At 36.4% G+C, this 26195-nt stretch carries 22 protein-coding genes and 1 tRNA gene; 2 read left to right on the top strand and 21 right to left on the bottom strand.

The annotated features are described in order from the left end of the window. Position 1: 1 nt before the first annotated feature. The 5 genes from tpiA to rpoN all read right to left on the bottom strand — a co-directional run bounded on the left by tpiA (position 2) and on the right by rpoN (position 5825). Entirely contained in the window at positions 2-757 is a 756-nt protein-coding gene (tpiA, locus tag G6O70_RS05855) for a triose-phosphate isomerase (protein WP_057870224.1), read from the bottom strand. A gap of 36 nt (positions 758-793) precedes the next feature. Further along, complete coding sequence (locus G6O70_RS05850) at positions 794-1984, bottom strand: phosphoglycerate kinase (RefSeq protein WP_057870225.1); 1191 nt, start codon at positions 1982-1984, stop codon at positions 794-796. A 102-nt stretch (positions 1985-2086) separates the two neighbouring features. Continuing rightward, positions 2087-3100, bottom strand: a complete 1014-nt coding sequence (gene gap / locus G6O70_RS05845; protein WP_057870226.1) for a type I glyceraldehyde-3-phosphate dehydrogenase — start codon at positions 3098-3100, stop codon at positions 2087-2089. A 60-nt stretch (positions 3101-3160) separates the two neighbouring features. Continuing rightward, complete coding sequence (locus tag G6O70_RS05840) at positions 3161-4189, bottom strand: sugar-binding transcriptional regulator (RefSeq protein ID WP_057870229.1); 1029 nt, start codon at positions 4187-4189, stop codon at positions 3161-3163. 319 nt (positions 4190-4508) lie between these two features. Then, positions 4509-5825, bottom strand: a complete 1317-nt coding sequence (gene rpoN / locus G6O70_RS05835; protein ID WP_057870227.1) for an RNA polymerase factor sigma-54 — start codon at positions 5823-5825, stop codon at positions 4509-4511. A gap of 65 nt (positions 5826-5890) precedes the next feature. On the opposite strand from rpoN, the gene G6O70_RS05830 reads away from it, so the two are divergent. Both G6O70_RS05830 and clpP read left to right on the top strand, forming a co-directional pair. Beyond that, a tRNA-Arg gene (locus G6O70_RS05830) sits at positions 5891-5962 on the top strand. A gap of 555 nt (positions 5963-6517) precedes the next feature. Then, a complete protein-coding gene (gene clpP / locus G6O70_RS05825; protein WP_057870228.1) occupies positions 6518-7111 on the top strand; it encodes an ATP-dependent Clp endopeptidase proteolytic subunit ClpP in 594 nt (197 codons plus the stop codon). Positions 7112-7199: 88 nt separating this feature from the next. On the opposite strand, the gene G6O70_RS05820 is transcribed toward clpP, so the two are convergent. From G6O70_RS05820 to G6O70_RS05745, 16 genes are all read right to left on the bottom strand, one after another. Then, positions 7200-8462, bottom strand: coding sequence for an ISL3 family transposase (locus tag G6O70_RS05820; protein ID WP_219934280.1), 1263 nt, complete (start codon positions 8460-8462; stop codon positions 7200-7202). 221 nt (positions 8463-8683) lie between these two features. Next, the gene (gene whiA, locus G6O70_RS05815; protein WP_057869643.1) at positions 8684-9628 is read right to left on the bottom strand and encodes a DNA-binding protein WhiA; all 945 of its coding nucleotides are present in this window, start codon (positions 9626-9628) and stop codon (positions 8684-8686) included. 22 nt (positions 9629-9650) lie between these two features. Then, a complete protein-coding gene (locus tag G6O70_RS05810; protein ID WP_057869642.1) occupies positions 9651-10670 on the bottom strand; it encodes a gluconeogenesis factor YvcK family protein in 1020 nt (339 codons plus the stop codon). Continuing rightward, entirely contained in the window at positions 10667-11551 is an 885-nt protein-coding gene (rapZ, locus tag G6O70_RS05805) for an RNase adapter RapZ (protein ID WP_057869641.1), read from the bottom strand. Before rapZ ends, G6O70_RS05810 begins: the two co-directional genes overlap by 4 nt. 240 nt (positions 11552-11791) lie before the next feature. Further along, the gene (locus G6O70_RS05800; RefSeq protein ID WP_057869640.1) at positions 11792-12262 is read right to left on the bottom strand and encodes an S-ribosylhomocysteine lyase; all 471 of its coding nucleotides are present in this window, start codon (positions 12260-12262) and stop codon (positions 11792-11794) included. Between the two features lie 70 nt (positions 12263-12332). Further along, positions 12333-15164 (bottom strand): excinuclease ABC subunit UvrA, encoded by a 2832-nt coding sequence (uvrA, locus tag G6O70_RS05795; protein WP_057869639.1) that lies wholly within the window; start codon positions 15162-15164, stop codon positions 12333-12335. A 16-nt stretch (positions 15165-15180) separates the two neighbouring features. After that, positions 15181-17184: an excinuclease ABC subunit UvrB gene (gene uvrB / locus G6O70_RS05790; RefSeq protein WP_057869638.1), complete on the bottom strand. Its 2004-nt coding sequence runs from the start codon at positions 17182-17184 to the stop codon at positions 15181-15183. A 106-nt stretch (positions 17185-17290) separates the two neighbouring features. Then, positions 17291-18733, bottom strand: coding sequence for a nicotinate phosphoribosyltransferase (locus G6O70_RS05785; RefSeq protein WP_057869637.1), 1443 nt, complete (start codon positions 18731-18733; stop codon positions 17291-17293). Positions 18734-18998: 265 nt separating this feature from the next. Beyond that, positions 18999-19517 (bottom strand): transcription repressor NadR, encoded by a 519-nt coding sequence (locus G6O70_RS05780; RefSeq protein WP_057869636.1) that lies wholly within the window; start codon positions 19515-19517, stop codon positions 18999-19001. Positions 19518-19601: 84 nt separating this feature from the next. Beyond that, the gene (locus tag G6O70_RS05775; protein WP_057869635.1) at positions 19602-21329 is read right to left on the bottom strand and encodes a phospho-sugar mutase; all 1728 of its coding nucleotides are present in this window, start codon (positions 21327-21329) and stop codon (positions 19602-19604) included. A gap of 215 nt (positions 21330-21544) precedes the next feature. Then, complete coding sequence (trxB, locus tag G6O70_RS05770) at positions 21545-22474, bottom strand: thioredoxin-disulfide reductase (RefSeq protein WP_057869634.1); 930 nt, start codon at positions 22472-22474, stop codon at positions 21545-21547. A 65-nt stretch (positions 22475-22539) separates the two neighbouring features. Further along, positions 22540-23562, bottom strand: coding sequence for an NAD(P)H-dependent glycerol-3-phosphate dehydrogenase (locus tag G6O70_RS05765; RefSeq protein WP_057869633.1), 1023 nt, complete (start codon positions 23560-23562; stop codon positions 22540-22542). 11 nt (positions 23563-23573) lie between these two features. Further along, positions 23574-24407 (bottom strand): prolipoprotein diacylglyceryl transferase, encoded by an 834-nt coding sequence (lgt, locus tag G6O70_RS05760; RefSeq protein WP_057869646.1) that lies wholly within the window; start codon positions 24405-24407, stop codon positions 23574-23576. Positions 24408-24426: 19 nt separating this feature from the next. Continuing rightward, entirely contained in the window at positions 24427-25365 is a 939-nt protein-coding gene (gene hprK, locus G6O70_RS05755) for an HPr(Ser) kinase/phosphatase (protein ID WP_057869632.1), read from the bottom strand. Positions 25366-25412: 47 nt separating this feature from the next. Beyond that, entirely contained in the window at positions 25413-25757 is a 345-nt protein-coding gene (locus tag G6O70_RS05750; RefSeq protein WP_057869631.1) for a phage holin family protein, read from the bottom strand. 24 nt (positions 25758-25781) lie between these two features. Beyond that, positions 25782-26087: a PspC domain-containing protein gene (locus G6O70_RS05745; RefSeq protein ID WP_057869630.1), complete on the bottom strand. Its 306-nt coding sequence runs from the start codon at positions 26085-26087 to the stop codon at positions 25782-25784. Positions 26088-26195 lie beyond the last annotated feature (108 nt).

Raw genomic sequence — 26195 nt, 5'->3', positions numbered from 1 at the left:
ATTATTTGTTAAAGTTAACCAATGCAAGATATGATTCAGGAACTAATGACGCTCCGCCAACAAGTCCACCATCAATATTTTCTTTGCTCATAAGTTCCTTAACGTTTGCTGGCTTTACAGAACCACCATACTGAATACGTACCTTATCAGCAACTGTTTCGTTGTAAAGCTTTGCAACAGTCTTACGAACAACTGCACAGATTTCTTCAGCTTGATCAGATGAAGCTGTCTTACCAGTTCCAATAGCCCAAATTGGTTCATATGCAATTACAGAACTTGCAACTTGTTCAGCAGAAAGATCTTTTAATGCAGCAGTTACTTGTCCTTCAACCCATTCTTCTGCTTTACCAGCTTCACGAGTTTCAAGAGATTCACCACAACAAATAATTGGTAAAAGACCATTTTTAAAGATTGCATGAGCTTTTTTATTGATATCTTCATCAGTCTCATGGAAATAATCACGACGTTCTGAATGACCAATAACTACATAATCAACGCCCATTTCCTTAAGAACTTTTGGAGAAGTTTCACCAGTGAATGCACCTTCGTCTTCAAAGTAGCAATTTTCAGCAGCAACTTTTAATTCTGAACCTTTTGCAGCTTCCAAAAGTGCTGGAAGATCAACAGCTGGTGCGGCAATAACTGATTCAACTTTACTTGCAGCTGGTAAGTCATTTTTTACAGCTTTAACAAATTCAGCAGTTTGTTCTGGATTCATGTTCATTTTCCAGTTACCTGCAATAATAGGAGTACGCAATTATATCATCCTTTCAATTTTGTCTATATATTTAGACTATTTATCTGAAACAGCAGCAATCCCTGGAAGTGTCTTACCTTCAAGATATTCAAGGGAAGCACCACCACCTGTTGAAATATGTGTCAATTGATCAGCAACACCTAATTGTTGAACAGCAGCTGTTGAATCACCACCACCAACAATTGTTGTAGCATCACTAAGTGTACCTAAGAACTTACCAACTTCAAGAGTTCCTTCAGCATAATTACTCATTTCGAACACACCCATAGGTCCATTCCAAACAACCGTCTTAGCATCTTTAAGAACATCCTTGAATAAAGCAACTGACTTAGGTCCAATATCAAGTGCCATGTAACCATCAGGAATATCGCCATCAACAACTTTGCTAGGAACATCATTATCGAATTTTTCAGCAACTACTGAATCAACTGGTAATACTAATTTGTCTCCAGCTTTATCAATAATTTCTTTAGCAAGTTCAATCTTATCAGCTTCAACTAATGAGTTACCAATGCTCATACCCTTAGCAGCATAAAATGTATAAGTCATACCACCACCGATAATAACCTTATCAGCTTTTGATAGAAGATGATCAATAACACCAATCTTATCTGAAACCTTTGCTCCACCTAAGATGGCAACAAATGGATGAACTGGAGTATCAACAGCATTACCTAAGAATTTAATTTCTTTTTCAAGCAAGAAACCTGCAGCAGCTTTTTCCATATTGCTTGCAATTCCTACATTAGAAGCATGTGAACGATGAGCAGTACCAAAAGCATCGTTTACAAACAAGTCACCGAGTGATGCCCAGTACTTGCCTAATTCAGGATCATTCTTAGATTCTTTTTTACCATCTAAGTCTTCAAAACGTGTATTTTCAACTAACAAAATGTCACCATTGTTCATCTTGTTAATTGCTTCTTCAAGTTGTGCACCGCGAGTTGTTGGAACAAAAGTAACTGGTTTTTTAACCAAATCAGCTAATTTTTCAGCAACTGGACGAAGTGACAATTCTTTCTTATCTTCTTCAGTCTTGATACGACCAAGATGTGAGAATAGAATAGCTTTACCACCATTTTCAACAATATATTTAATTGTTGGAAGTGCAGCAACGATACGATTATCATTACCAATAACACCATTTTTAATAGGAACATTAAAGTCTACACGAATTAAAACTTTTTTACCCGTAACATCTAAATCAGAAACAGTTAGTTTAGCCATGAATTGTAATCCTCCATTTTTTTAAAATAAAAAGCGAAGAGAGTTATGCCTCCCCCCGCCTCAATGAACTAAATCATTTAAAAACTTAGCGTCAGCTAAATCTTAAAGCATGCTAGCAAATTTTTCCAAAGTACGGATCATTTGTGCTGTAAAACCAGATTCGTTATCATACCATGCAACAGTCTTAACAACTTGGCCTTCACCTGAACCAACAACTTGTGTTTGAGTTGGGTCAAATACTGAACCAAATGTTGTACCGATGATATCTGATGAAACGATTCCGTCACCATTATAACCGAATGATTCGTTACCTTCTGTAACTTTCTTAACAGCTGCATTAACTTCGTCAGCAGTTACTTCTTTGTTAAGAGTTGTAACTAATTCTGTTAATGAACCTGTGATAACTGGAACACGTTGTGCATGTCCGTCTAACTTACCGTTCACTTCAGGAACAACTAAGCCAAGAGCTTTAGCAGCACCAGTTGAATGAGGAATTGTGTTAGCAGCAGCAGCACGAGCGTTACGAACGTTACCACCACGATCTGGACCATCTTGTAATTTTTGTGTAGCTGTGTAAGCATGGATTGTTGTCATAGTACCAGCTTTAATACCAAAAGCATCATTCATAGCTTTTGCTAAAGGAGCTAAACAGTTTGTAGTACATGAAGCAGCAGAAACAATCTTGTCATCGTTTGTCAATGTGTCATCGTTAACACTGTAAACGATTGTCTTCATCTTACCAGCTGGTGCTGAGATAAGAACACGTTTTGCGCCTGCTTCGATATGTGCAGATGCCTTTTCTTCTGATGTGTAGAAACCTGTTGATTCAAGAACTAAATCAACACCATCATTCTTAACCCAAGGAATGTTACGTGCGTCTGCTTCTGCGTATACAGGAATTTCTTTGCCATTAACAACAAGTGCATTGTCTGTAGCAGAGATTTCAGCATCGAATTGACCATGAGCTGTATCATACTTCAATAAATGTGCCAACATAGCTGGAGATGTCAAATCGTTGATAGCAACAACTTCCAAGCTTTCTGAAGTCTCAGCAATACGGCGGAATGCCAAACGGCCAATACGGCCAAAACCATTAATACCTACTTTAGTAGTCATACTAAAATTTCCTCCTTTAGGAAATAAAAAATTTATTTTAAAAAGTGTGTTGGTTAAACACTACTTTTTTAAAATCAAGTTTGCTGCTCCCTCATCTGTTATCAGACAAGTTTGTTGAGGAGCATGTTTCATGTATGCAATAATTGCTTTCGCCTTTGAAGCACCGCCAGCAACTGCGAGCACACATTCCATATCGGTGAGATCCTCTAATTGTAAACCAACCCTTGGGATCTTATACACCACACTACCTAATTCATCAAAGAAATACCCGAACGCCTCTCCAACCGCATGCTTTTTTTTAAGCATCTCAATTACAGAAGTAGGCATATCTCTTCTCTCAGCCATTCGAATAGCATCACCGACACTATGAATAACAGCATCACTATTGCGAATCAGCCCTATTACTTTTTGAATTGCTGGTTCTTTGAGTAAAGGCTCAAACGCTTCCTCACTCAACTGCTCAGGGACATACAAGGCACGATGCTGTCCGCCAGTATGTATTGCCATTTGCGAACTAACCGTGTTAGCTTGAATATCTACTGCTTCGCCTACGCCACCTCTTGCAGGAACAAAAAGTAAATCACGATTCTCTCCAACTCTTTTCGTGAGAGCCTTTGCAATCACCGCCATAGTAATTCCACCCATAACTGCAATCACATTTCTTCCACTTGGCAAGATATCAACTAAGGATTCATCGACTAGTTTACCCATCTCTTCTATAACACTTGGCTGCTTATCAGAATCACCTGCTACAATCAAGCATTTTTCAATACCTAATCTTTTTGAAAGTTCAACTTCTTGATGCCGTATGTCTGCAAATTGATCCATCAACTCTCTCAGGCCCTGAATAACATCCTGACCTTTTCCAGTAATAATCATACCAGACCTAGTCGAAGCAATCAGCGCTTGTCCTCGCAAGAAATCAGTCTCAGTTCTAAGCACTCGTTCAGTCAACCCAAACTCCTGCGAAAGAACTCTCCTACCAATCGGTCCCATCCAAGAAATATAACGTAAGATCAGGAACCGCTGCACCATAGTTTCAACCATGTCGGGAGCAATTTTTTCAATCCATTCAAACTCCTGATGCATCATAGTTACCTTCCTAATGGGACTAATATTGTCCAATAGTGTCATTAAACGACCCAGTAAGTAAAAAAACAAAAGTACAACAACAATTTCTCTTTAATTGTTCTCATACCTTATCAACAACTGCATTATAGCAATATTTCATGCCTAATGCAAGTCAGTAAGTTCTTATTTATAATAGTCGTTAATAGCTCATTTATGCCTTAATAATTCAATTAAATATTGCGTTATTCCGAATTTTAATCACGAATAACTAAAAATATGTCCCAAGTAGCGAACAATAAAATCCTTTGTTTGATTCTCAAAAAAGATAACCTTAGATTTAAATTCTTTTTCTTTGTGTTGAGCTACCTATTTTTAGTTCTTCACGATATTTTGCAACGGTCCGCCGTGATATTCTTATTCCAACTTTTTCCAATTTTGTTGCTATTTTGCTGTCTGACAAAGGTTTTTGCTGGTTTTCAGCGGCTATAATTACATTTATATGTTCTTTGATTGTATCAACAGAAATATCTTGTCCTATACTGTTCACAGGTCGCTTGAAGAAATATTTTAGTTCATACACTCCAAAATCACACTGTAAGTATTTTCCATTAACTGCTCGACTAATAGTAGATTCATGCAAATTCAATTTTTGTGCAACATCTCTTAATAGCAATGGCTTCAATTTCTCGTTACCATCCTCAAAAAAATCATGTTGCCGCTCAATTATAACTTCTGCCACCCTCACAATCGTCTCTGCACGCAATTCGATATCTCTGATAAGTTCTTGAAAGTCTCTTTGCTTTTCTTTCAAAAATTTTTTTACTTCATCTTCATTTTCTCTTAAAAACTTATCGTAGTAGTCTTTTTTGAAGACAACTAGTGGCTTTGTCTTCTTGGTCGTTTTGATACTAAAATCTGCTGTTCCCGAAATTTTTTTTATTATTAAGTCAGGGTAAACATATCCTATATTTTCTTGTTCAAAAGCTGCTCCTGGTGCCGGTGTCAATCTTTGAATAAATTCAACCGCATTTTCAATCTGTTTGCCATCTATAGCCAGATTAGCTGCAATTTTCTCCCAATTTTGTTCAACCAAACTCACAAACTCGTTTTCAACAATTAACTGTGCCTCAATTGGGGCATCTTCAATATTTTGAATTTGCAAAAGTAAACATTCTTGTAAGGAACGTGCCCCTACACCCGGTGGATCGAGTTGCTGCAATAAGGTCAAGGCATCCATCATTGTAATATAATCGACGCCAGTTTTTCTGATTAGTTTCCTTAAATCAATTTTTAGGTAACCATTCTCATCAAGTTGACCAATTAAATAAATAACCCAACTCCTAAGATTTGTTTTCCTCATCGTTAAATGCACCTGTGACAGCAGATAATCATACAGCGATTGACTCTTGTTATCTGTAACCATATCAAACTGACCAACTTTGAAATTTGACATATCCGTCGATTTACCAGTATAACTCATTGTCCCCTTAATAGAGATAAAAGGATTATCCAGCTGTTTTTGTTTTAAATACTTCGCAAGATCTTCAGTACTATATCGCAGTATTTGAATCGACTGCTGCATCTGCTGTGTCAGTGCAAATTTTTGAATTTGTTTTTGAATTTGTCCATACCCATAACTTTGTTTGTGGGGCATAAAGTTTCACCTATCTTTTCAACTTGTAAATTTGAATTCTTTCTTGTAGAATAGTATGAGTAATTGCGCCGCTAGTGTAATGGATCGCACGCAAGATTCCGGTTCTTGTAATGTGGGTTCGACTCCCACGTGGCGCATATTTTATCTACTAGTGATTATAAGTGTTTACCGCTTACAAAACAACTATTTGACCATGTACATAATTTAATTAGTCTAGGTTCTATGAACTAATTTAATTTATCATGTATCAATTAATTGCTAATAATTCCTTGTTCATATAGGTAATAGCAATACCAATTATAAATTCAATAAACACAAAATAAAATGTGACATAGGTTGGAAAAATTTGACGTATGGAACATGTTTATCCGGAATAATTAACGAGGCTAGGTCAAAATTCAACTTTTTGGCACAGCCTCTTTTTGTTTTGAATAATTGCTTTCTATAAATCAAAATTTTTCAACTACTCCTGAATTATCCATAATAAACAGCAACTTTTCATTTTTTATGTATGCTCCAATTTTTTGACAATAATTCATATTATATTGAAGATATTTTAAAAATTAGCGATAATTATTTAGGCTCCGTCTTTTTTATTTGACCTTTATTGACCATTAAGTTAAACTAGCAATACAAACATTTGAGTGCTACACTTAGAATGTTAAATTATAGTTTGAGGGGGTCGTCGTTCAATGAATTTAGTACCTACTGTTATTGAACAATCAGCACAAGGCGAACGTGCATATGATATTTACTCCAGACTTTTAAAAGATCGTATTATTATGCTTTCTGGAGAAGTTAATGATGATATGGCTAACGCTATCATTGCACAATTGCTATTCTTGGATGCGCAAGATTCAGAAAAAGATATTTATATTTATATCAATTCACCAGGTGGGAGTGTATCTGCCGGGTTAGCGATTTATGATACGATGAACTTTGTTAAAGCAGACGTTCAGACTATCGTTATGGGAATGGCTGCTTCTATGGCAAGTGTCCTTTCAACTGCTGGTACAAAGGGCAAACGTTTTGCATTGCCTAACTCAGAAATTATGATCCATCAACCACTTGGTGGTGCACAAGGGCAGGCAACTGATATTAATATTGCCGCTGAACATATCTTGAAGACACGTAAGTTAATTAACAAGATTTTGGCAGATGGTTCTGGTCAAGATATTAAGACAATTAATCGTGATACTGAACGTGATAATTTCATGACTGCTCAACAAGCTGTTGATTATGGTTTAATTGATGGAATCATGGAAAACAAAAAGAATCTTAAATAGTATAAAGTCAAAAAATTCAAAGTTAGACAAAGAATTTTGGGCTCTTTGTCAACCGCTGTTGATGGGAAATTTTTAAAAGAAAATCAATTCATTTTCGAATTGGTTTTCTTTTTTTTATTCGAATCGTAAATTCAATTCTAATCCGGGTGTAAAAATGTGACCAGTTTCTATAGCCGTATGCCGTGCGTTTAATTTGTTTGATTTTGCGATTAACACCTTCTAGTGGGCCATTTGAATAGTTGCTTGCCATCATGTTTTTAATTAATGGTAGATATTTGCGATAGGTCTTTATTGTAGTTTCAAGCTGTGGGCTGACTTTGTCAGCTCGATTTAGTGTTTTAATGAACTTTAAATAATCACGCTTTCTTAAGGCATCAACTAGGGAATGCGCAACGAAGTAAGTGTGTTGGTAGGTTGAATCTAACTCAAGACCTTGCCAGACTAATTGTTCTTGGGTGAACCAGTTCTTTAAATGCGCAAACCATTGTGGTTTACGTTGATTTAAGCCAGAATAAGTTTTTAAAAATAAACGCCAGTGATGTTTGAGAACTCGATATTCTCGTGAATTTTGAGTGAATCGATGCATTAACTGTACGCGTGTCTGGTTCAGTGCTTGGAGTCCCATTTGAACTAGATGAAAGTTATCGGCGATAACTTTTGCTTCTGGAAAAATTATGTGAATTACGGATTGATACTGTGCATTGAAATCAATAACTACTTGTTTAACTTTCCTACGTTCAGCTAAGGAATAGTTACTTTCAAAGTGATTTTGGATACTTCGATTAAGGCGATTAGGTAAAACAGAAACTAGCCGATGTGTATCACCATCAATGGCAATAAAACTCATCTGATGACCAGTGGAGCGAAATTCATCAAAACACAACGTAGTTGGTAAGGTAAGCAAGGCGGTCTTAGTCTGAATCGCTAATGAATCAAGTACTCGATTAACTGCCACTGGTGAAACATTTAATTCCTCTGCAATATCAGTAATACTACGATCTTTAGTAAGCTGTAGAATAATCATCTGTTTGGTATCTTCTGAGATTTGACAGTGTGGTTTAACTAGCGACGTTTCAGCACTAAAAGTATGTTGCCCTCTTTTGCACAGATAACGTTGTTTAAGCAGTTTTAAGATAACTGGTCGTTCTTTGATAGGTGGCATCCTGACGTTGATCAAATTAGTTCCAAAACGGACTACTTGGGATTGGCCACAAAGTGGACAGCGCTTTATCGAATAAGTTAATTTGGCATGAATGACTTGTTTCTTGGGATCAGAATTGTCAATACTGATACATTTAATATTTGGGTCTTGGATTTGAAGTATATTTTCGATAGAATAGTCTTGGGACATGTTTTCTCACTTGCCTTTACTTTTACTTTGGTTGGTATGTGGTGGTGCATTTGGGAACTTGTCCTTTTATTGTACATGAAAATTGGGTGTTGATGGAAGTTCATCAACACCCAATATTTTAGAGCCGAATTTTGAATTATGGAATACTTTTATATGTAATAAAAAAGATGCTGAATCAAAAATTGAATTTGATTCAGCATCTTTTTTTGTTTAACGCTTCTCTAATTTAATATTTCATTACCATTTCTTAACTGCTCCGCTAATTCATTTATCTTCCGTAAACGGTGATTAACTCCCGATTTAGAAATTGGTCCATTTTCAACTAAATCACCCAATTCTTTTAAACTAACTTCGGGATGTGTGAGCCTTGCACGCGCAATATCTTGAATCTTAGGTGGTAACTTATTAATTCCATAATTATTATCAATAAATTCAATATTTTCAATTTGATGCTTGGCTGCGTCAGCAACTTTATTCATATTCGCATTCTCGCAGTTAACAATTCGATTAACTGAGTTGCGCATATCACGCACAATTCTAATATCTTCAAACTTAAGCATTGAACTCGTAGCACCAATTAATGATAAAAAGTCAGCAATTTTTTCTGCTTCTTTTAGATAAGTAATATATCCACTACGTCTTTCCGTTTTTCGTGCATTCAATCCATATTTATTTATTAAATCACAAATCACATCATTTTGTTCCTCATACAAGGAATAAATTTCTAAATGATATCGACTTGTTTCGGGGTTATTAACCGAACCTGCTGCTAAAAAGGCCCCTCTTAAATATGATCTAATTTTTGCATCATCTTCTAAAAAGTCAAGTGGAACACCTGTCTTTAACTGAAAGCCATCAAGTATGTCAAGATCTTTCAAGACTTGTTCGCTACCAGTCTTCAAACGAACAATGTACAAATTATTTTTCTTTAATTTCATTTTTCGTCTTACTAACAATTCACTCTCAACATCATAAAACTTTTTTAGAAGCTGATATATCCTGCGCGCAATCGCTGGATTCTCAGTCTGAATATTTAACACAAAATGATGGTTTACAAGACTTAGTGAACCATTCATTCGAATGAGTGCCATCAATTCAGCTTTTGCATTTCCAAAGTGAACCTCAAGCGTTGTCAATTCTTTCTTAACATCACTTGCATAAGACATGCAACCACCCCCTTAAAATATTCTAATTCAATTCACTATCCATCCATGATAGTGGTCGACTTGTTAACCCAAGTAACTCATCTACAACTTGGCTACCGTTATGAAATACACCATGATTTCTAAGCTCCAAAAAATTATTGGAAACAACTCTGCATCCTAAACTTCGTAACCCATTGAAGTCATGTTTAACCTGATACAAGTATTCATCATACTTTTGCTGATCCATATAATCATTTGGCACAGGTTCAGTATTAACAAGAACAGTATCAATAAAGTTCATTCCTAAATGTTGATGCAAAACACGCACATGATCTGCATCTGTAAAATGTTCTGTTTCACCCTTTTGTGTCATGATATTACAAATATATATTACTTCTGCATTTGTTTTACAAACAGCTTTACCAACATTTGAAATCATTAAATTTGGTAAAATACTGGTAAATAAACTACCAGGTCCCAAAACGATTTGGTCTGCATCCATTATGGCATCGATTACTTCGGGAACTGCCTCAGGAGCTTCATTATTTGATCTAGAAACCCAAACTTTATCAATTGTTTTTCCTGCAGCCGAAATTTCTGATTCACCAGATGTCACAGAACCATCTTTAAATCTTGCATTTAAAACTAATGGATAATTTGATGCTGGATATACATGCCCCTCTACTTTCATCATAGCGGTTAGTTCTTGAACTGCATTAAAAATTCCACTATCATTCATTTCTGATAGCGCAGCAATTATCAAATTTCCAATTGCATGACCTGAAAAAAATTGGTCCTTCGAATCAAATCTATACTGAAAAATATTTTTATAAATTTCAGGTAAATCGGATAGTGCTACCAAAACATTACGAATATCACCAGGTGGAACTACATTAATATAATCTCTGATTATTCCAGATGAACCACCATCATCCGCCACAGTTACAACCGCTGTGATATCTGCATTTTTTCTTCTTAAAGCTTTTAAAATTACTGGAAGCCCGGTCCCACCACCAATAACAACAATATTTGGACGCTGTTTCCTTAATAAGTGCTTCGTCATGAGCGATTGACTGTCTCCTTCCGTCGTTCAATATCGCGATGTGAAATTCTTACAGGATAATCTTTCTTCAAGGCTTCACCAATTCTCTTAGATAAAGCCACCGAGCGATGTTGCCCTCCTGTACATCCAATTGCGATTGTCAGACTTGTTTTTCCTTCATCTTTATATCCAGGAATAATGGTCTGAAGTAGTGTAATAAAATGTGTATAAAATTCTTCGGTTTTGTCAGAATTCATTACATAATCATAGACAGCCTTATCAAGCCCTGTCTTCTTTTTCAAATCATCAATGTAATATGGATTTGGCAAAAAACGCACATCCATCACGATATCTGCATCAATAGGTACTCCATACTTGAACCCAAATGACATGACCTCGATATGAAATGCTGTCTCTGCGCTAGTTTCAAAATTTCTAAAAATTTCCTCGCGTAACTGTCTCGGTGTCAATTTACTGGTATCTACCACAAATTGAGCCTTCATCCGCATATCCTTCAATAAATCTCTTTCCAGATTGATTCCATCCATTAATCTACCTTCCATGGCAAGCGGATGGGAACGTCTGGTTTCTTTATAACGCGCAACTAACTCTTCATCAGAGGCATCTAAAAAAAGAATCTTTGTATCTATAACATTATCACTGCCTAAGTTTCTTATTAGTTCAATTATTTCGTCATAAAATGCACGTGATCGCAAATCAATTACAAGTGCAACCTTATTGATTTTACCCGATTCACGAACTAGCTCCCAAAATTTAGGTAATAAAGATGGCGGCATATTATCAATGCAAAAATATCCCAAATCTTCAAAACTCTGCACTGCTACAGTCTTTCCTGCACCACTCATCCCAGTTACTACAACAAGTTTTAATGGCTCTTTCATTTTATTCAAACCTCCATTAATTAACCTTTCGCCATTATAACATACCACGCATGTCATAGCGACTTTTTACCAGCATTACCGAACAACCACGCTAACTATACGTCATAAAATTCGAATATTAATGTAAAGATTATGTCTGCATTAGTTTACAACGAGTAATTCGCAGATTAGCTGGAAAATATCAAGAAGGAGCTAAATCAAAATTTAACTTTTGACCCAGCTCCTCTCAATAATATTTTTTTAAACTACCTTACGTTCAAAGGCGTCTGCTGAAATTCCTTCCGCAAGAATCTTCTTGCACCATTCCTTAGCAGAAAAAAGTGAATGATCGCGGTAATTTCCACAACTAGTAATATCTGTTCCTTGAACATCATCCCAAGTAGAATTGACAATTTGTTCCAGTGAACCTTTCAGTGCTTTTGCAACATCTGTTGTATCTTGTTCACCCCAAACAATAAGATGAAAACCTGTCCGGCATCCAAATGGAGAACAGTCAATCACACCATCCATCCGGTCACGTAAATATCCTGCTAGCATATGCTCAATCGTATGCAGACCCGCAGTTGGAATAGCATTCTCATTTGGCTGTACCAATCGCAAATCATAATTTGAAATCTTGTCACCTTTTTTTCCTTCTTCAACTGTAATTAATCGCACATAAGGTGCTTTAACAGCTGTATGATCTAGCGTAAAACTTTCAACTTCTGCCATCATTAAACACTCCAATCTAATTGTGATTACTTCTTAACTCTAGCATTTTGCTAACAAAAAGCAATACCCACTAATCTTTAAACCTATCTAATACAATTTTAAGATATTTGCCTGTATAACTTGCCGGATTTTTAGAAAGTTCTTCTGGTGTACCGGTACCAATAATTGTTCCACCACCTTCGCCACCTTCTGGTCCAAGATCGATCAGATAGTCTGCTGTTTTTATAACATCTAAATTATGCTCAATTACTAAAACAGTATTTCCTGAATCAACCAATCTCACCAGAACACGCAATAGGTTCTTAATATCATCCGTATGCAACCCAGTGGTCGGTTCATCTAAAATATAGAAAGTTTTCCCATCTGACTTACGATGCAGCTCCGATGCAAGCTTCATTCTTTGTGCCTCACCACCAGATAATGTTGTTGCAGGCTGTCCTAATTGAACATACCCGAGTCCTACATCAACAATCGTCTGTAGCTTCCGTTTAATTTTAGGGATTGCACCAAAAAATTCTAATGCTTCCTCGACTGTCATATCTAATACTTGTGCAATATTTTTACCCTTGTATTCAACTTCCAATGTTTCAGAGTTATAGCGCGCACCATGACAGACTTCACATGGAACGTATACATCTGGTAAAAAATTCATCTCAATTTTGATAATTCCGTCACCCTTACATGCTTCACAGCGACCGCCCTTAACGTTAAAACTGAAACGACCCTTGCTATAGCCATGCATTTTTGCAGCATTTGTTTGTGCAAACAAATCACGCACATCGTCAAAAACACTCGTATAAGTAGCAGGATTACTACGCGGAGTTCTCCCAATCGGACTTTGATCAATATTAATGACTTTTTCAAGTGCTTCAACTCCGAGAATCTCTCTATATTTACCAGGTTTTTCAGAATTATTATTTAATTTTTGTGCCAAAGCACGCTTCAAGATCATATTAACTAGTGTGGATTTGCCCGAACCAGACACACCTGTAACGGCAATAAATGTACCTAGAGGAAAATCGACATCAATGTTCTTTAAATTATTCTCACTTGCACCTTTTATTGTAATTTTCTTCCCATTTCCATTACGTCTTTCCTCAGGTATCGGAATATGTTTTTTACCTGCTAAATATTGACCTGTCAATGACTTAGTAGTTCTAGCAACTTGTTTGGGTGTTCCTGCTGCCATTACCTGTCCCCCGTCATTACCTGCACCTGGACCAATATCAATTAAATAATCAGCAGCTCTCATTGTATCTTCATCGTGTTCAACAACTATCAAAGTATTTCCAAGATCTCTCATTTTCTTCAAGGAATCAATTAAGCGATCGTTATCCCTTTGGTGTAGTCCAATTGAAGGTTCATCAAGAATATACAATACCCCAGATAAGTTCGAACCAATCTGTGTTGCTAACCTAATTCGTTGAGCTTCCCCCCCAGAAAGGGTCCGAGCTGAACGGCTAAGTGTTAAGTATGCAAGACCAACATTAATTAAGAAAGTTAACCGATCCTTAATTTCCTTTAAAATCGGCTGTGCAATTGCAGTATCTTGCTCATTAAACTCTAGCTTTTCAAAGAATTTCAACGCAGCTTCAATATTTTCTTCAGAGACTTGTCCGATATGTCTTCCGTTAATTTGGACGGCAAGTGCCTTACGATTCAAACGATATCCTTGACATGCCTGACAGGTTAAACTTGTCATATACTTACGCATGACATCCCTGGTAAAATCGCTGTTTGTTTCGTGATACCGTCGTTCAATATTTGGAATCACACCCTCAAACTTAGCATCAACATCCCTAACTCCTCCGAAATCATTCTCGTAATGAAAGTGGAATGTTTTTTCACCTGCACCATATAACACAACTTCCTGATCTTTTTTAGGTAACTTATCAAAGGGCACATCCATCGCAATGTCAAACGCCTGACACATTTGTTCTAGCATCATTGGATAATATTGTGAACTTATTGGATTCCAAGGCTCAATTGCACCTTCTCTAAGAGTCTTGGAACTATCAGGAATCACTAAATCAAGGTCCACTTCAAGTTTCATTCCCAGTCCATCACATTCTGGGCAAGCACCAAAAGGAGCATTAAATGAAAATAATCTTGGTTCTAATTCACCAATCGTAAAACCACAATAAGGACACGCAAAGTTTTCAGAAAATTGTAATAATTTTTCACTACCAATATCAGCACTTGCATAGCCATCCGATAAACGAAGTGCCGCTTCAAAAGAATCAAATAAGCGTGATCTGATTCCATCTTTGATGACTACACGATCTACAACAACCTCAATAGTATGTTTTTTGTTTTTATCTAAATCAAATTCATCACCAATATCTAAAACTTCGCCATCAACACGGACCCTGACAAAACCATCACGCTTAATTTTCTCAAAAATTTTTTTATGTTGTCCTTTTTTTTCACGAATAATTGGTGATAAAATTTGTACTTTTGTCCTCTCCGGTAAGGATAATATTCTGTCTACCATCTGTTCTGGAGATTGACTTGTAATCTCATGCCCATCATTTGGACAATAAGGGGTTCCTACACGTGCCCATAAGAGACGGAGATAATCATTAATTTCTGTTACAGTTCCTACCGTTGAGCGCGGATTTTTTGAAGTTGTTTTTTGATCAATTGAAATTGCAGGTGATAAACCATCAATAGAGTCAACATCTGGTTTATCCATTTGTCCTAAAAACTGACGTGCATAGGCAGACAAACTCTCAACATATCGTCTTTGTCCTTCCGCGTACAATGTATCAAATGCAAGTGAACTTTTCCCTGAGCCGGATAATCCTGTGATTACAACTAGCTTATCCTTAGGAATCGTTACATTAATATTCTTCAGATTGTGGGCTCTTGCACCATGAATAACAATCTTATTTTGTGCCAAACTATCTTCCTCTTTTCTATTTTATGCGCGCCTTCAATTCAATAATAGTATCTCTCAACGTTGCTGCCTGTTCAAAATCAAGTTGCTTAGCCGCAGCTCTCATCTGTTCTTCTAATTTAAGCAACATCTCTTTTTGATCGTCCTTTTCCATATCATAAAACTCAAGTTCCGTAAATGATTGTTTCTTCTTCCCACCTTCTGCAGGTTTAGTAATGGAAATCAGATCACGGACCTTTTTCTTGATTGTTCTCGGAGTAATATGATGTTCTTCATTATATTCCTGTTGGATTGTGCGCCTTCTTTTTGTTTCATCAATCGCAGCTTGCATCGAATCTGTAATCTTATCGGCATACATGATAACTCGGCCATTCTCATTTCGTGCAGCACGTCCAATTGTTTGAACCAATGAACGCTCGCTTCTCAAGAAGCCTTCTTTGTCGGCATCAAGTATCGCAACTAGTGAAACTTCGGGAACATCAATTCCTTCTCTTAACAGATTAATACCAACCAAAACATCAAAAACGCCTAATCGCAAATCCCTAACAATTTTTGTCCGCTCCAAGGTCTTAATATCTGAATGCAGGTATTTACCTTTAATTTGCAATTCCTTAAGATAATCCGATAAATCTTCGGCCATTTTTTTAGTCAGTGTGGTTACAAAGACCCTTTCATTACGTTCAATTCGCTTGTTTATCTCACCAACCAGGTCATCCATCTGTCCCATAATTGGCCTGACTTCAATTATAGGATCCAACAGTCCAGTAGGTCTGATGATTTGCTGTACTATTTTATTTGTCTGTTCTTGCTCGTAAGGCCCTGGTGTGGCCGACATATAAACAATCTGATTTACATGTTGCTCAAATTCATGCAGTGTCAACGGCCGATTATCAATTGCACTAGGTAGTCTAAATCCATAATCAACCAACATCTGTTTGCGTGCACGATCGCCATTATACATTCCTCGAACCTGTGGCATTGTAACGTGTGATTCATCTACTACCAATAGAAAGTCTTTTGGAAAGAAATCCAGTAGAGTATATGGTGGTTCACCAGTTTTTCTTCCATCCATGTGTCGCGAATAATTCTCAATTCCAGAGCAATACCCCATCTCACGCAACATTTCAATATCGTATGTTGTTCTTTGTTCCAATCGCTGTGCTTCTAATAATTTGTTCTGATCTTTTAATTCAGCCAGACGGATTTGTAGTTCTTCTTGAATTCCATCAATAGCCTTTTCCATAATATCTTCATTTGTCATAAAGTGAGTAGCCGGGAAGATTGAGACATGTTCTCTTTCCGCAACAATCTCGCCTGTAAGTGCATCAACTTCGCGAATACGATCAATCTCATCTCCAAAGAACTCAATGCGCAGTGCTCGCTCATCCCGTGAAGCAGGAAAAATTTCTACAATATCACCGTGAACACGAAACCTGCCACGTTGAAAATCAATATCGTTTCTTTCAAATTGGATATCAATTAATTGTCGTAATAACCTATCACGTTCTAATTCTTGCCCTACTCGTAAAGATAGTGTGTGTTTTTGATACTCATTGGGATCTCCTAATCCAAAAATAGAAGAAACAGACGCAACAACGATTACATCATTTCTTTCTAACAAAGAACTAGTTGCTGAATGTCGTAATTTATCAATTTCGTCATTAATACTTGAATCTTTTTCAATATAAGTATCACTTGAAGGTACATATGCTTCAGGTTGATAGTAATCATAATAACTGACGAAATATTCAACAGCATTATTAGGAAAAAACTCCTTGAATTCACTATATAATTGCCCAGCTAATGTCTTGTTATGTGCCAAAACAAGGGTAGGTTTATTAACATTTTTTATTACATTCGATATTGTGAATGTTTTACCTGTTCCTGTTGCTCCCAAAAGGATCTGGGCCTTTTCTCCTTCTAGTATTCCCGAAGAAAGCTCTTCAATCGCTTTCGGCTGATCTCCTGTGGGCTCATATGCAGAAACTAGTTCAAATTGATGATTGTCTTGTCGTTCAATCATTCATCCTACCCCCTAATTAATAAATGAAAAAGGCGTAGATAGTGGTCTTCATTATCCACCATCACGCCCATTCATTCTACCACACCGAACATACTTTCGTACACTTTTAAGAATTCATTTCTGAATATTTTTCTATCATATCAGTTCTCATATTTTTTAATGTTTTTGTCCAAAAAACATTATATAAATCTGGATTTTTTAATCGTAAACAAGATTCTGGTAAAGCTCTTATCATTGTTTTTGAAAAATCCTTAACTTCATTTGTCGTTGGCTCATGATAAATCAACTTACCATTGTCAAAAATCTTTTTTCTCAACGGTTCCAACTTAAAATTACTAATTTTCTTTTTTTGCTGTGTCTTGTTTGGATCTGAATTATACACATGACCATCATTTAACTTAACTTCATCAAACAGGCCCATTAAATCCCCTACAGCTTTACCCTTGCTATCATATAATCGATAAAGTTTCTTAAAGCCAGGAATGGTCGTTTTTTCAATCGTATTACTCAATTTTATTTTCGGTGTAATCTTGCCTTCAACTTGTGTAGCAACTAACTTATATACACCACTTAGTACTGGATCTGAAGAAGCTGTTATTAACTTTTCTCCAACTCCAAAACTATCAATTGCAGCACCTTCCTCTAAAACATTTTGAATAACATCTTCATCTAACGCGTTTGAAACAGTGATCGTTGCATTCGCAAATCCTGCTCGATCCAACATCTCCCTAGCAGCTTTTGTCAAAAAAGTAATATCTCCAGAATCAATTCTAATCCCAATGTGATCATTGATCCCTTTGTCTTTTAACTTTTTAAAAATTTCAATTGCATGTGGTACTCCAGAACTCAATACATCATAAGTATCTACCAATAATAGACAATTATTTGGATAAATTCGATACCATGCCTCAAAAGCGGCTTCTTCAGACTCAAACGACTGTATCCAACTGTGTGCCATTGTCCCTAGCGGTGTTAATCCAAAAAGCTTTGCACTTAATACGTTTGCTGTTCCAATACAACCCCCAATAACAGCGGCACGAGCTCCAAAAGTGGCTGCATCAGCTCCTTGAGCACGGCGAGAACCAAATTCCATCACCGGTCTTCCTTTAGCAACCATACATATTCGACGAGCCTTAGTAGCAATTAAGGACTCATGATTGATAATATTCAGTAACATTGTTTCCAATAATTGTGTTTGGATAAGTGGACCTCTAACTGTTATTAATGGTTCATTAGGAAAAACTGGCGTTCCTTCTTTTACAGACCAAACATCACACTTAAAATCAAATACACTTAAGTATTCTAAGAATGATGGTGCAAAAATTCCGAGAGTTTTTAAATATTTTATATCTGAATCCGTAAATTTTAATTCTCGTAAATATTTGATAACTTGTGTAAGTCCAGCATATATAACAAGACCCCCCTCATCTGGGACCTTTCTGAAATACAAATCAAAATATCCAACCTTATCCGGTGCTTCCTTAAAAAAACCATTAGCCATTGTTAATTCGTATAAGTCCATTAACAACGTTAAATTTCGCTGTTCCATCATTTTTCTCCCAACTTGATAAGACAAACAGAATTAGAGCAAGAGTTATTAGACTTCAATCTGCATTTCACTGTGCTTCACAAATAACTATTTATTTAATTTCAAATCATAATATAACATTAATTTACTGCATTTATGATTTAATTAATCTTTAGATTTAGCTATATTTCACTGTCTTATCTTATTCTAACTACATTTGTCTTCACTTACAGAGTTAATATTTAAAAAATAACTCTTTTTCAGTTTGATGTCAAGACACCCCGTTTCAATCTAAATAAAGCAATCCTAATTCAGATAGCTTTTGTTTAATTTCAAGAAAGTGCTCTTCATTATTACATGCGACGTTGTGTAAATGAATTCCCATTGTCAGACTTGAAAGCAGTTGGTGATCACCTTTCTCAGCACGACTCATAAAATCATTAACATCATGTAATGTCGAAATTCCAAGTGTTCCTACTAGTTGACCATATAATTTATGATCCACAATAACATCTTCAATCTCTCCACCCATACTAACTATCGTTTCAAGCTCCAATCGCGTTTCTTCACTTGTATGCTGACAGACCAGTAACCCATGATACTGGGACTCTTTTTTCTGATATTTATAACCACCGACGGTTGCAATGATCGGCTCACCTTTTGCCCTGAGTAAAGCAATGTCTCCGACAATTGTTTGCCGTGATACCTTATATTTCTTAGCCAAAGTTGTTGCACTTATCAAATCAGAATTTAATACATCATCTCTCACGCCAGCACGTCTTTTTACATTACCATTCTTCAACATAATCACCTGCTTTTTTGTTTGAAAAAACAAAAAGCTGTAACAAAACAATTGTTTTGCAGCAGCCTTTTGTTTAAAACTAAATAATTATTCTTCTATGAATTTCTTAATATCATTCTCAAAGGCCTGGCGTTTTTGTATTGATTTTTCTTGCGTAGTGCCCTGTGTTCCAATGTAGAACTTAATCTTTGGTTCTGTCCCTGATGGTCTAACAGCAATCCACGATCCATCTTCCAACAAGTACTTTAAGACATTTGACTTAGGTAAATCAATTGTTTCGACATCACCGGCAGCCGTTGTCTTTTTCGAGTTAGCAAAATCTTCCATCGTTGCAACTTTAACACCTGCAAAATCAGCAGGTGCAGTTTCTCTAAACTTAGTCATCAAACTCTTAATCTGATCTGCACCCTCTACACCATCAAATGTTAATGAGACTGTCTTTTCTGCAAAATAACCAAATTTCGTAAAGAGTTCTTGCAAACCATCATAAAGATTCTTGCCCTCACTCTTATAATAAGCAGCAACTTCAGCCAACATTACAAGTGATTGAATTGCATCTTTATCTCTCACAAATGGACGAATTAAATAACCATAACTTTCTTCAAATCCAAACATAAACGTATGCTTATTTGTCTCTTCAAAAAGTTTAATCTGTTCTGCAATAAACTTGAATCCTGTCAAAACATTAATCATCTCAACGTTATAACTCTTAGCAATTGCTGTTGCAAATTCACTTGATACAATAGACTTAACTGCAGCTGCATTTACAGGTAATGTTCCTGCATTTTTCCGTGCCGTTAAGATATAATCAAGCATAATCGCAGCGATTTGATTACCCGTCAACAGCTGATACTCCCCTGATGGTTGGCGAACAGCTGCTCCTAAGCGGTCTGCATCAGGATCAACAGCAATTAAAAGATCAGCATCCTCTTTTTTACCATGCTTAATAGCCAAATCAAAAGCCGCTGCATCCTCAGGATTAGGTTTCTTGACAGTTGAAAATTCAGGATCTGGGGTTGCTTGTTCAGCAACCATTGTAAAGTTTGAAAAACCTGCTCCTTTCAAGGCCTTTTCACCCAATACTGCTCCTGTTCCATGAAGTGGTGAAAAAATTAATTTAAGAGTTTTTCCTTCTTCTTTAACTAATTCAGGATTAATAGTAACCTTTTTCACTTCTGCTAGATAAGCATTATCAACTTCACTACCAATAATCTTCATTAAACCGTTTTCAAGAATCTCAGATTCAGCTGCCACTTTAATCGCAAACAAATCCTTTGCTTGACGAACAAACTCTGTAATCATATCTGATTCCTTTGGTGGCATTTGTCCACCATCTTCACCATAAATCTTATATCCATTGTATTCCTTAGGATTATGGCTGGCTGTAATCATAATTCCTGCATAGGTGTTTAAATGTCTTACTGTGAATGACAATTCTGGAGTTGGACGTAAGCTTTCAAAAACAAAACTAGCAATTCCATGTGCTCCTAAAACACGTGCAGCTTCATGCGCAAAATCTTCTGAATGATGACGTGAATCAAAACTTATCGCAACTCCACGTTTCTTAGTTGCTTCATCAAGTGTATCCATTAACAAAGCAAGTCCTTCAGTAGCTTGACGAACGGTATAGATATTCATTCTATTTATACCTGCTCCGATTATTCCACGCATTCCCGCAGTACCAAATTCTAGAGGTGCGTAAAATGCATCTTCAAGCAATTCAGCGTTATCCTTATTTTTCTTAAGTTCTTTTTCTAACTCTTTGTCTAACTCAGGATAGTTAATCCATGCTTGATAAGTTTCTTTCCAACTCACAAAATCACTCCCATTGTTTTTCTAAAAACAGTATACTATATTAACAGTACTTTTTCCCAAAAACGACAAAAAAATTCAATTATTTTTCCCGTTTTTTAACAACTACTTATCATTTTACCTCTAAATTCAATCTAAATACAAAAAAACTGTGGTTTCTTATCTAAATTTACCACAGTTTTTCTATAATTATTAACTTAACAATCGTTATTTGAATTCTAATCTTTTAACGTCTCTAGATAGCTATACGCACCTTGTCCAGCAATTCCACCATCACCAACAGCTGTTGTTATCTGACGCAATTCCTTTTTCCTTACATCACCAATTGCAAATACACCAGGAATTTTTGTTTCCATCTTCTCATTAGTAACAATCCAACCTTGCTCATCTGTTATTCCAAGATTTTCGAAGGGCTCTGTCATTGGAAGTAAACCAACGTAGATAAAGACCCCATCGACAGAAACAACCGCTTCATCACCAGTTTTTTTATTTAATGTCTTAACTCCAGTAACTTTCTTGCCGTCACCTTCAATACCTGTTAAGACTGTATCCCATGTAAACTTTATCTTAGAATTCTCAAAGGCACGATCCTGCAAAATTTTCTGTGCACGTAATTCATTACGTCGATGAACTACATTAACCTCTTTAACCATCTGTGAAAGATATGAGCTTTCCTCAATTGCAGAATCTCCTCCTCCAACTACTACAACATCACGATCACGGAAGAATGCACCATCACAAACCGCGCAATAAGAAACCCCACGTCCACCATATTCTTGCTCTCCTGGAACACCCAGTTTTTTATATTGTGAACCTGTTGCTATTATTAACGCATATGTCTCGAATGTTTCACTATCTGTTTTAATTATTTTCAGTCCATCTGTTGCAACTGAAACATTTTCAACTGTTCCATAAGCATATTCAGCATTAAATTGAGTTGAACTTTCATACATTTCCTTGGCTAAATCTGGACCCAAAATTGACTTAAAACCAGGATAATTCTCAACTTCTGCTGTGTTGTTCATTTGTCCACCGTATATTCCACGATCAAGCATTAATACTGACAAATTAGCCCGAGAAGCATATAAGGCTGCGGTCATACCTCCAGGACCGGCACCTATCACAACCACATCATATTTTTTTGTCAAAGTTTTTTACCTTCTCTCACTCAAAATTGTATTCACATTATAGCTTACTTTTAATAAGCATTCAATCAAAATGTTTCTTCTTCAGATTTTCCCTCTCGCATCATCAAATCTGCAATCGCAGTTTTAATTTCTTCTCCTTGATAAACAACCTGATAGATGGCTTCAGTAATTGGCATTTCAATTTTCCGATCCTTTGCCAATTCATATGCTGCTTTAACAGTCGTTAATCCTTCTATGACCATTCCCATGTTATTGACAACATCTTCGACCTTCATTCCTTTACCTAACTGATTGCCAGCACGCCAATTTCTTGAATGCACACTCGTACAAGTAACAATTAGATCTCCTACACCTGATAAACCAATAAATGTTAAAGGGTCAGCACCCAAAGCAATTCCTAAACGAGCAATTTCAGCTAATCCTCTTGTCATTAAAGCAGCTTTCGCATCATCACCATAACCGAGCCCATTCAAGGCCCCTGCTCCCAATGCAATAATATTCTTGAATGCAGCACCAAGCTCTACCCCAATAATATCACGGTTGGTATACACACGAAAATAACTGTTCATAAATATTCTCTGCACACTTTTTGCAGCTTCCAAATTGGATGATGCAGCAGTAATCAATGTCAAGTCATGTTGTGCCACTTCTTCAGCATGACTAGGACCAGACAAAGCAACAATCCCAGCAGCATATTCTTGTGGTATTTCTTCTGAGATAATTTCAGAAATACGTTTATGGGTATCTAGTTCCAAGCCCTTACTAGCATGAACAATAATTGGATGAAGGTCCATGGCTTCAATTAACAGACCAACTCTATGAGCAATTTCTCTCATGGCTTTTGTTGGAACTGCAAGCAACACCAACTCGGCATCGTGCAAAACTTCCTCTAGATTGCTAGATGCGATCAATTTTTTTGACAATCTAACATTCGAGAGATAAGCCTTATTAGTATGTTCTTGATTGAGTTCATCAACTTGCGCTTGTCTTCTCGACCAAATTTTTACTTCTTTTCCATTCATAACTAAAATATTCGCAAGAACACTACCCCAAGAACCTGCTCCAACGACTGCAACTTTTTTACACAAAAAAACCACTCCTATTTATGATAAGTCTCATCTGTGCCATCCAGATACCATGAATCTAGTGGTCTCCAATAACGGCGCATTGCTAACCAAATTATAGCACCAAAGAATAATATAACTGACAACCATTGTGAAACTCTCAATGGGCCCAACATTAAACTGTCTGTGCGCATTCCTTCAATAAAGAATCTACCAAAAGAATACCAGATAACATAAGTAAAGAAGACCTCTCCACGCTTAAACAGATGTTTCTGATGCCGTAATAACATTAGCAGCAAAAAACCTGTTAAATCCCAAATGGATTCATATAAAAAAGTTGGTTGGTAGTATGTCCCAGCAATATTCATCTGCCTGATTATAAAACTTGGTAAATGTAGTTCTTGCAAAAAAGACAAGGTTGTTGCTCGTCCATGTGCCTCTTGATTCATAAAATTACCCCAACGCCCTATTCCTTGTGACATAATCACAGTGGGGGCAGCCACATCAAGCATTAACCATGGAGAAATACCTCTTTTTTTGCACAATGTAACCAAAACTATTACAGCACCAATCAAGCCTCCATATATTGCAATTCCACCATCCCAGATGCGATAGACTTGATTTAAATTCTGTGAATAATATCCCCACTCAAAGATAACATAGTAAATTCGTGCACAGATTATTGCTACGGGTAACCCCCAAAGAATTAAATCATAAATATTATCTTCAGCAATCCCCCTTCTTTTTCCTTCTCTCACCGAAAGATATGTTGCAATCACTACCGCACTGGCAATAATAATCCCATACCATCTAACTTCAAGTGAGCCTAGAGAAAAAGCAACTGGATTTAACGCCCCAAAAACTGGAATAAACAAAAAAGACACATCCTTACTTATCTGAATTCTCTTGAATCAGACTATTCAAATTTTTCTCAAACAGCTTTGTTGCATCATAACCCATTGTCTTTGCACGATAATTCATTGCCGCTGCTTCAATTATAATTGCTAAGTTACGACCAATCTTTACTGGTATTGAAATCTGTGGAATATCGACATCAAAGACTTTTAGTTTCTGCTCACCTGTTCCTAGACGATCAAATTGTTTATTTGGTCCCCAATTTTCTAAATGAACAATCAATGAAATATCTGTCTCAGATCGAACTGCGCCCGCACCAAAGAGATTCATGACATCAATAATTCCAATTCCACGGATTTCTAATAAATGTCTAAGGATTTTGGGAGCCTCACCAATAATGGTCTGCTCATCTTTTTGATAAACATCCACACGATCGTCAGCAATCAAGCGATGTCCTCTCTTAATTAAATCCAAAGCAGTTTCAGACTTACCAACACCAGAATCACCTGTAATTAGGACACCTAAGCCATAAATATCAACTAAAACACCATGTAATGATTTTCTCTCTGCTAACTGTGTCTCTAAAAAATCTGTAACTTTAGAGGATAAACGTGTTGTTGGTAGTTTCGAACGTAAGACTGGTATATTATGTGCTTTTGCAGCCTCATCCAATTCTTCTGGCACAGGCAAATAACGAGAGATAATAAAGCAAGGTGTAACATCTTCTACACACAATTGTTCCATAATATCTCTACGTTTTTGCTTGTCCATCTTTCTAGCAAATGAAACTTCTGTCATCCCAAAAAGTTGAATTCGTTCTGCTGGATAATAATCAAAATACCCCGTGAGTTCAAGACCTGGTCTTGAGATATCACTCGTAGTTACCATTTTAGTACTTAGATACTTACCGCCTGAAAATACCTTCATCCCTGTCGCTCTGACCAAACTTTCAACACTTACCATATCACTCACTTGAAAAGCCCTCCCAAAATTTAATCCTTCTAATCAAAAAGCTTTCTCTAACGTTTTAAATAATTCGTTATTACAATATTTACTAGACTAAGAACCAAAGCTAACAAAAAAGCAGCCCCAAAGTTCGCAAATGCAAACGAACTGCCCACTAAATAAGAAGTCAGTTCAAGCATAAATCCGTTAATAACAAAGTAAAACAGCCCCAGAGTCATAAAAGTAATTGGCAGTGAAAAAAGTAATAGTATCGGTTTCACAAACATGTTAAGCAACCCCAATATAACCGCCGCCAAAAGTGATATCCAAATGCTGGATACATGAAATGCTTGTGGGAAAAAACCCGCTGCTGAAACAAATACTACTGCATTAACCAAGGCTCTGCGCCAAAAAGACATCTATAATTCCTCCATAATTTTAATTTAGCGAATATCCTTTTCGTGGACATCCTTAAGAATCTTACGTGAACTTTTCCTTTTTTCTTGTGTGTACTCTTGAGTTGTTTTTTTAAATAACGTTGAAAACAAACTGCTTTCCTCTGACGGGATTAAGACAGTACACATTAAATAAATACCTATAATCAAAAATGTACTATGTGGAATAACAGCTAGAATGATAAAAATTCCCCTGATAATCCATGAATTAATACCGAAATATTCAGCTATTCCTCCACATACACCAAAAATCATTCGATTATTTGAACGTTTCATTTTTTTATTAGATTTCATAGCTACTTCCCTCCTGAAAAAATAAACATACCCTTTAACAAAATTTTACAGTGTCACAAGATGTTTAGCAAATTATGTAAAAAAGAGGATCGTAAATTTAATAAAAAA

Source organism: Liquorilactobacillus hordei DSM 19519 (assembly GCF_019443985.1).
Taxonomy (GTDB): Bacteria; Bacillota; Bacilli; order Lactobacillales; family Lactobacillaceae; genus Liquorilactobacillus; species Liquorilactobacillus hordei.
Note: the sequence above shows the minus strand (reverse complement) of the source record. Positions and strands in the feature narration are given on the sequence as shown.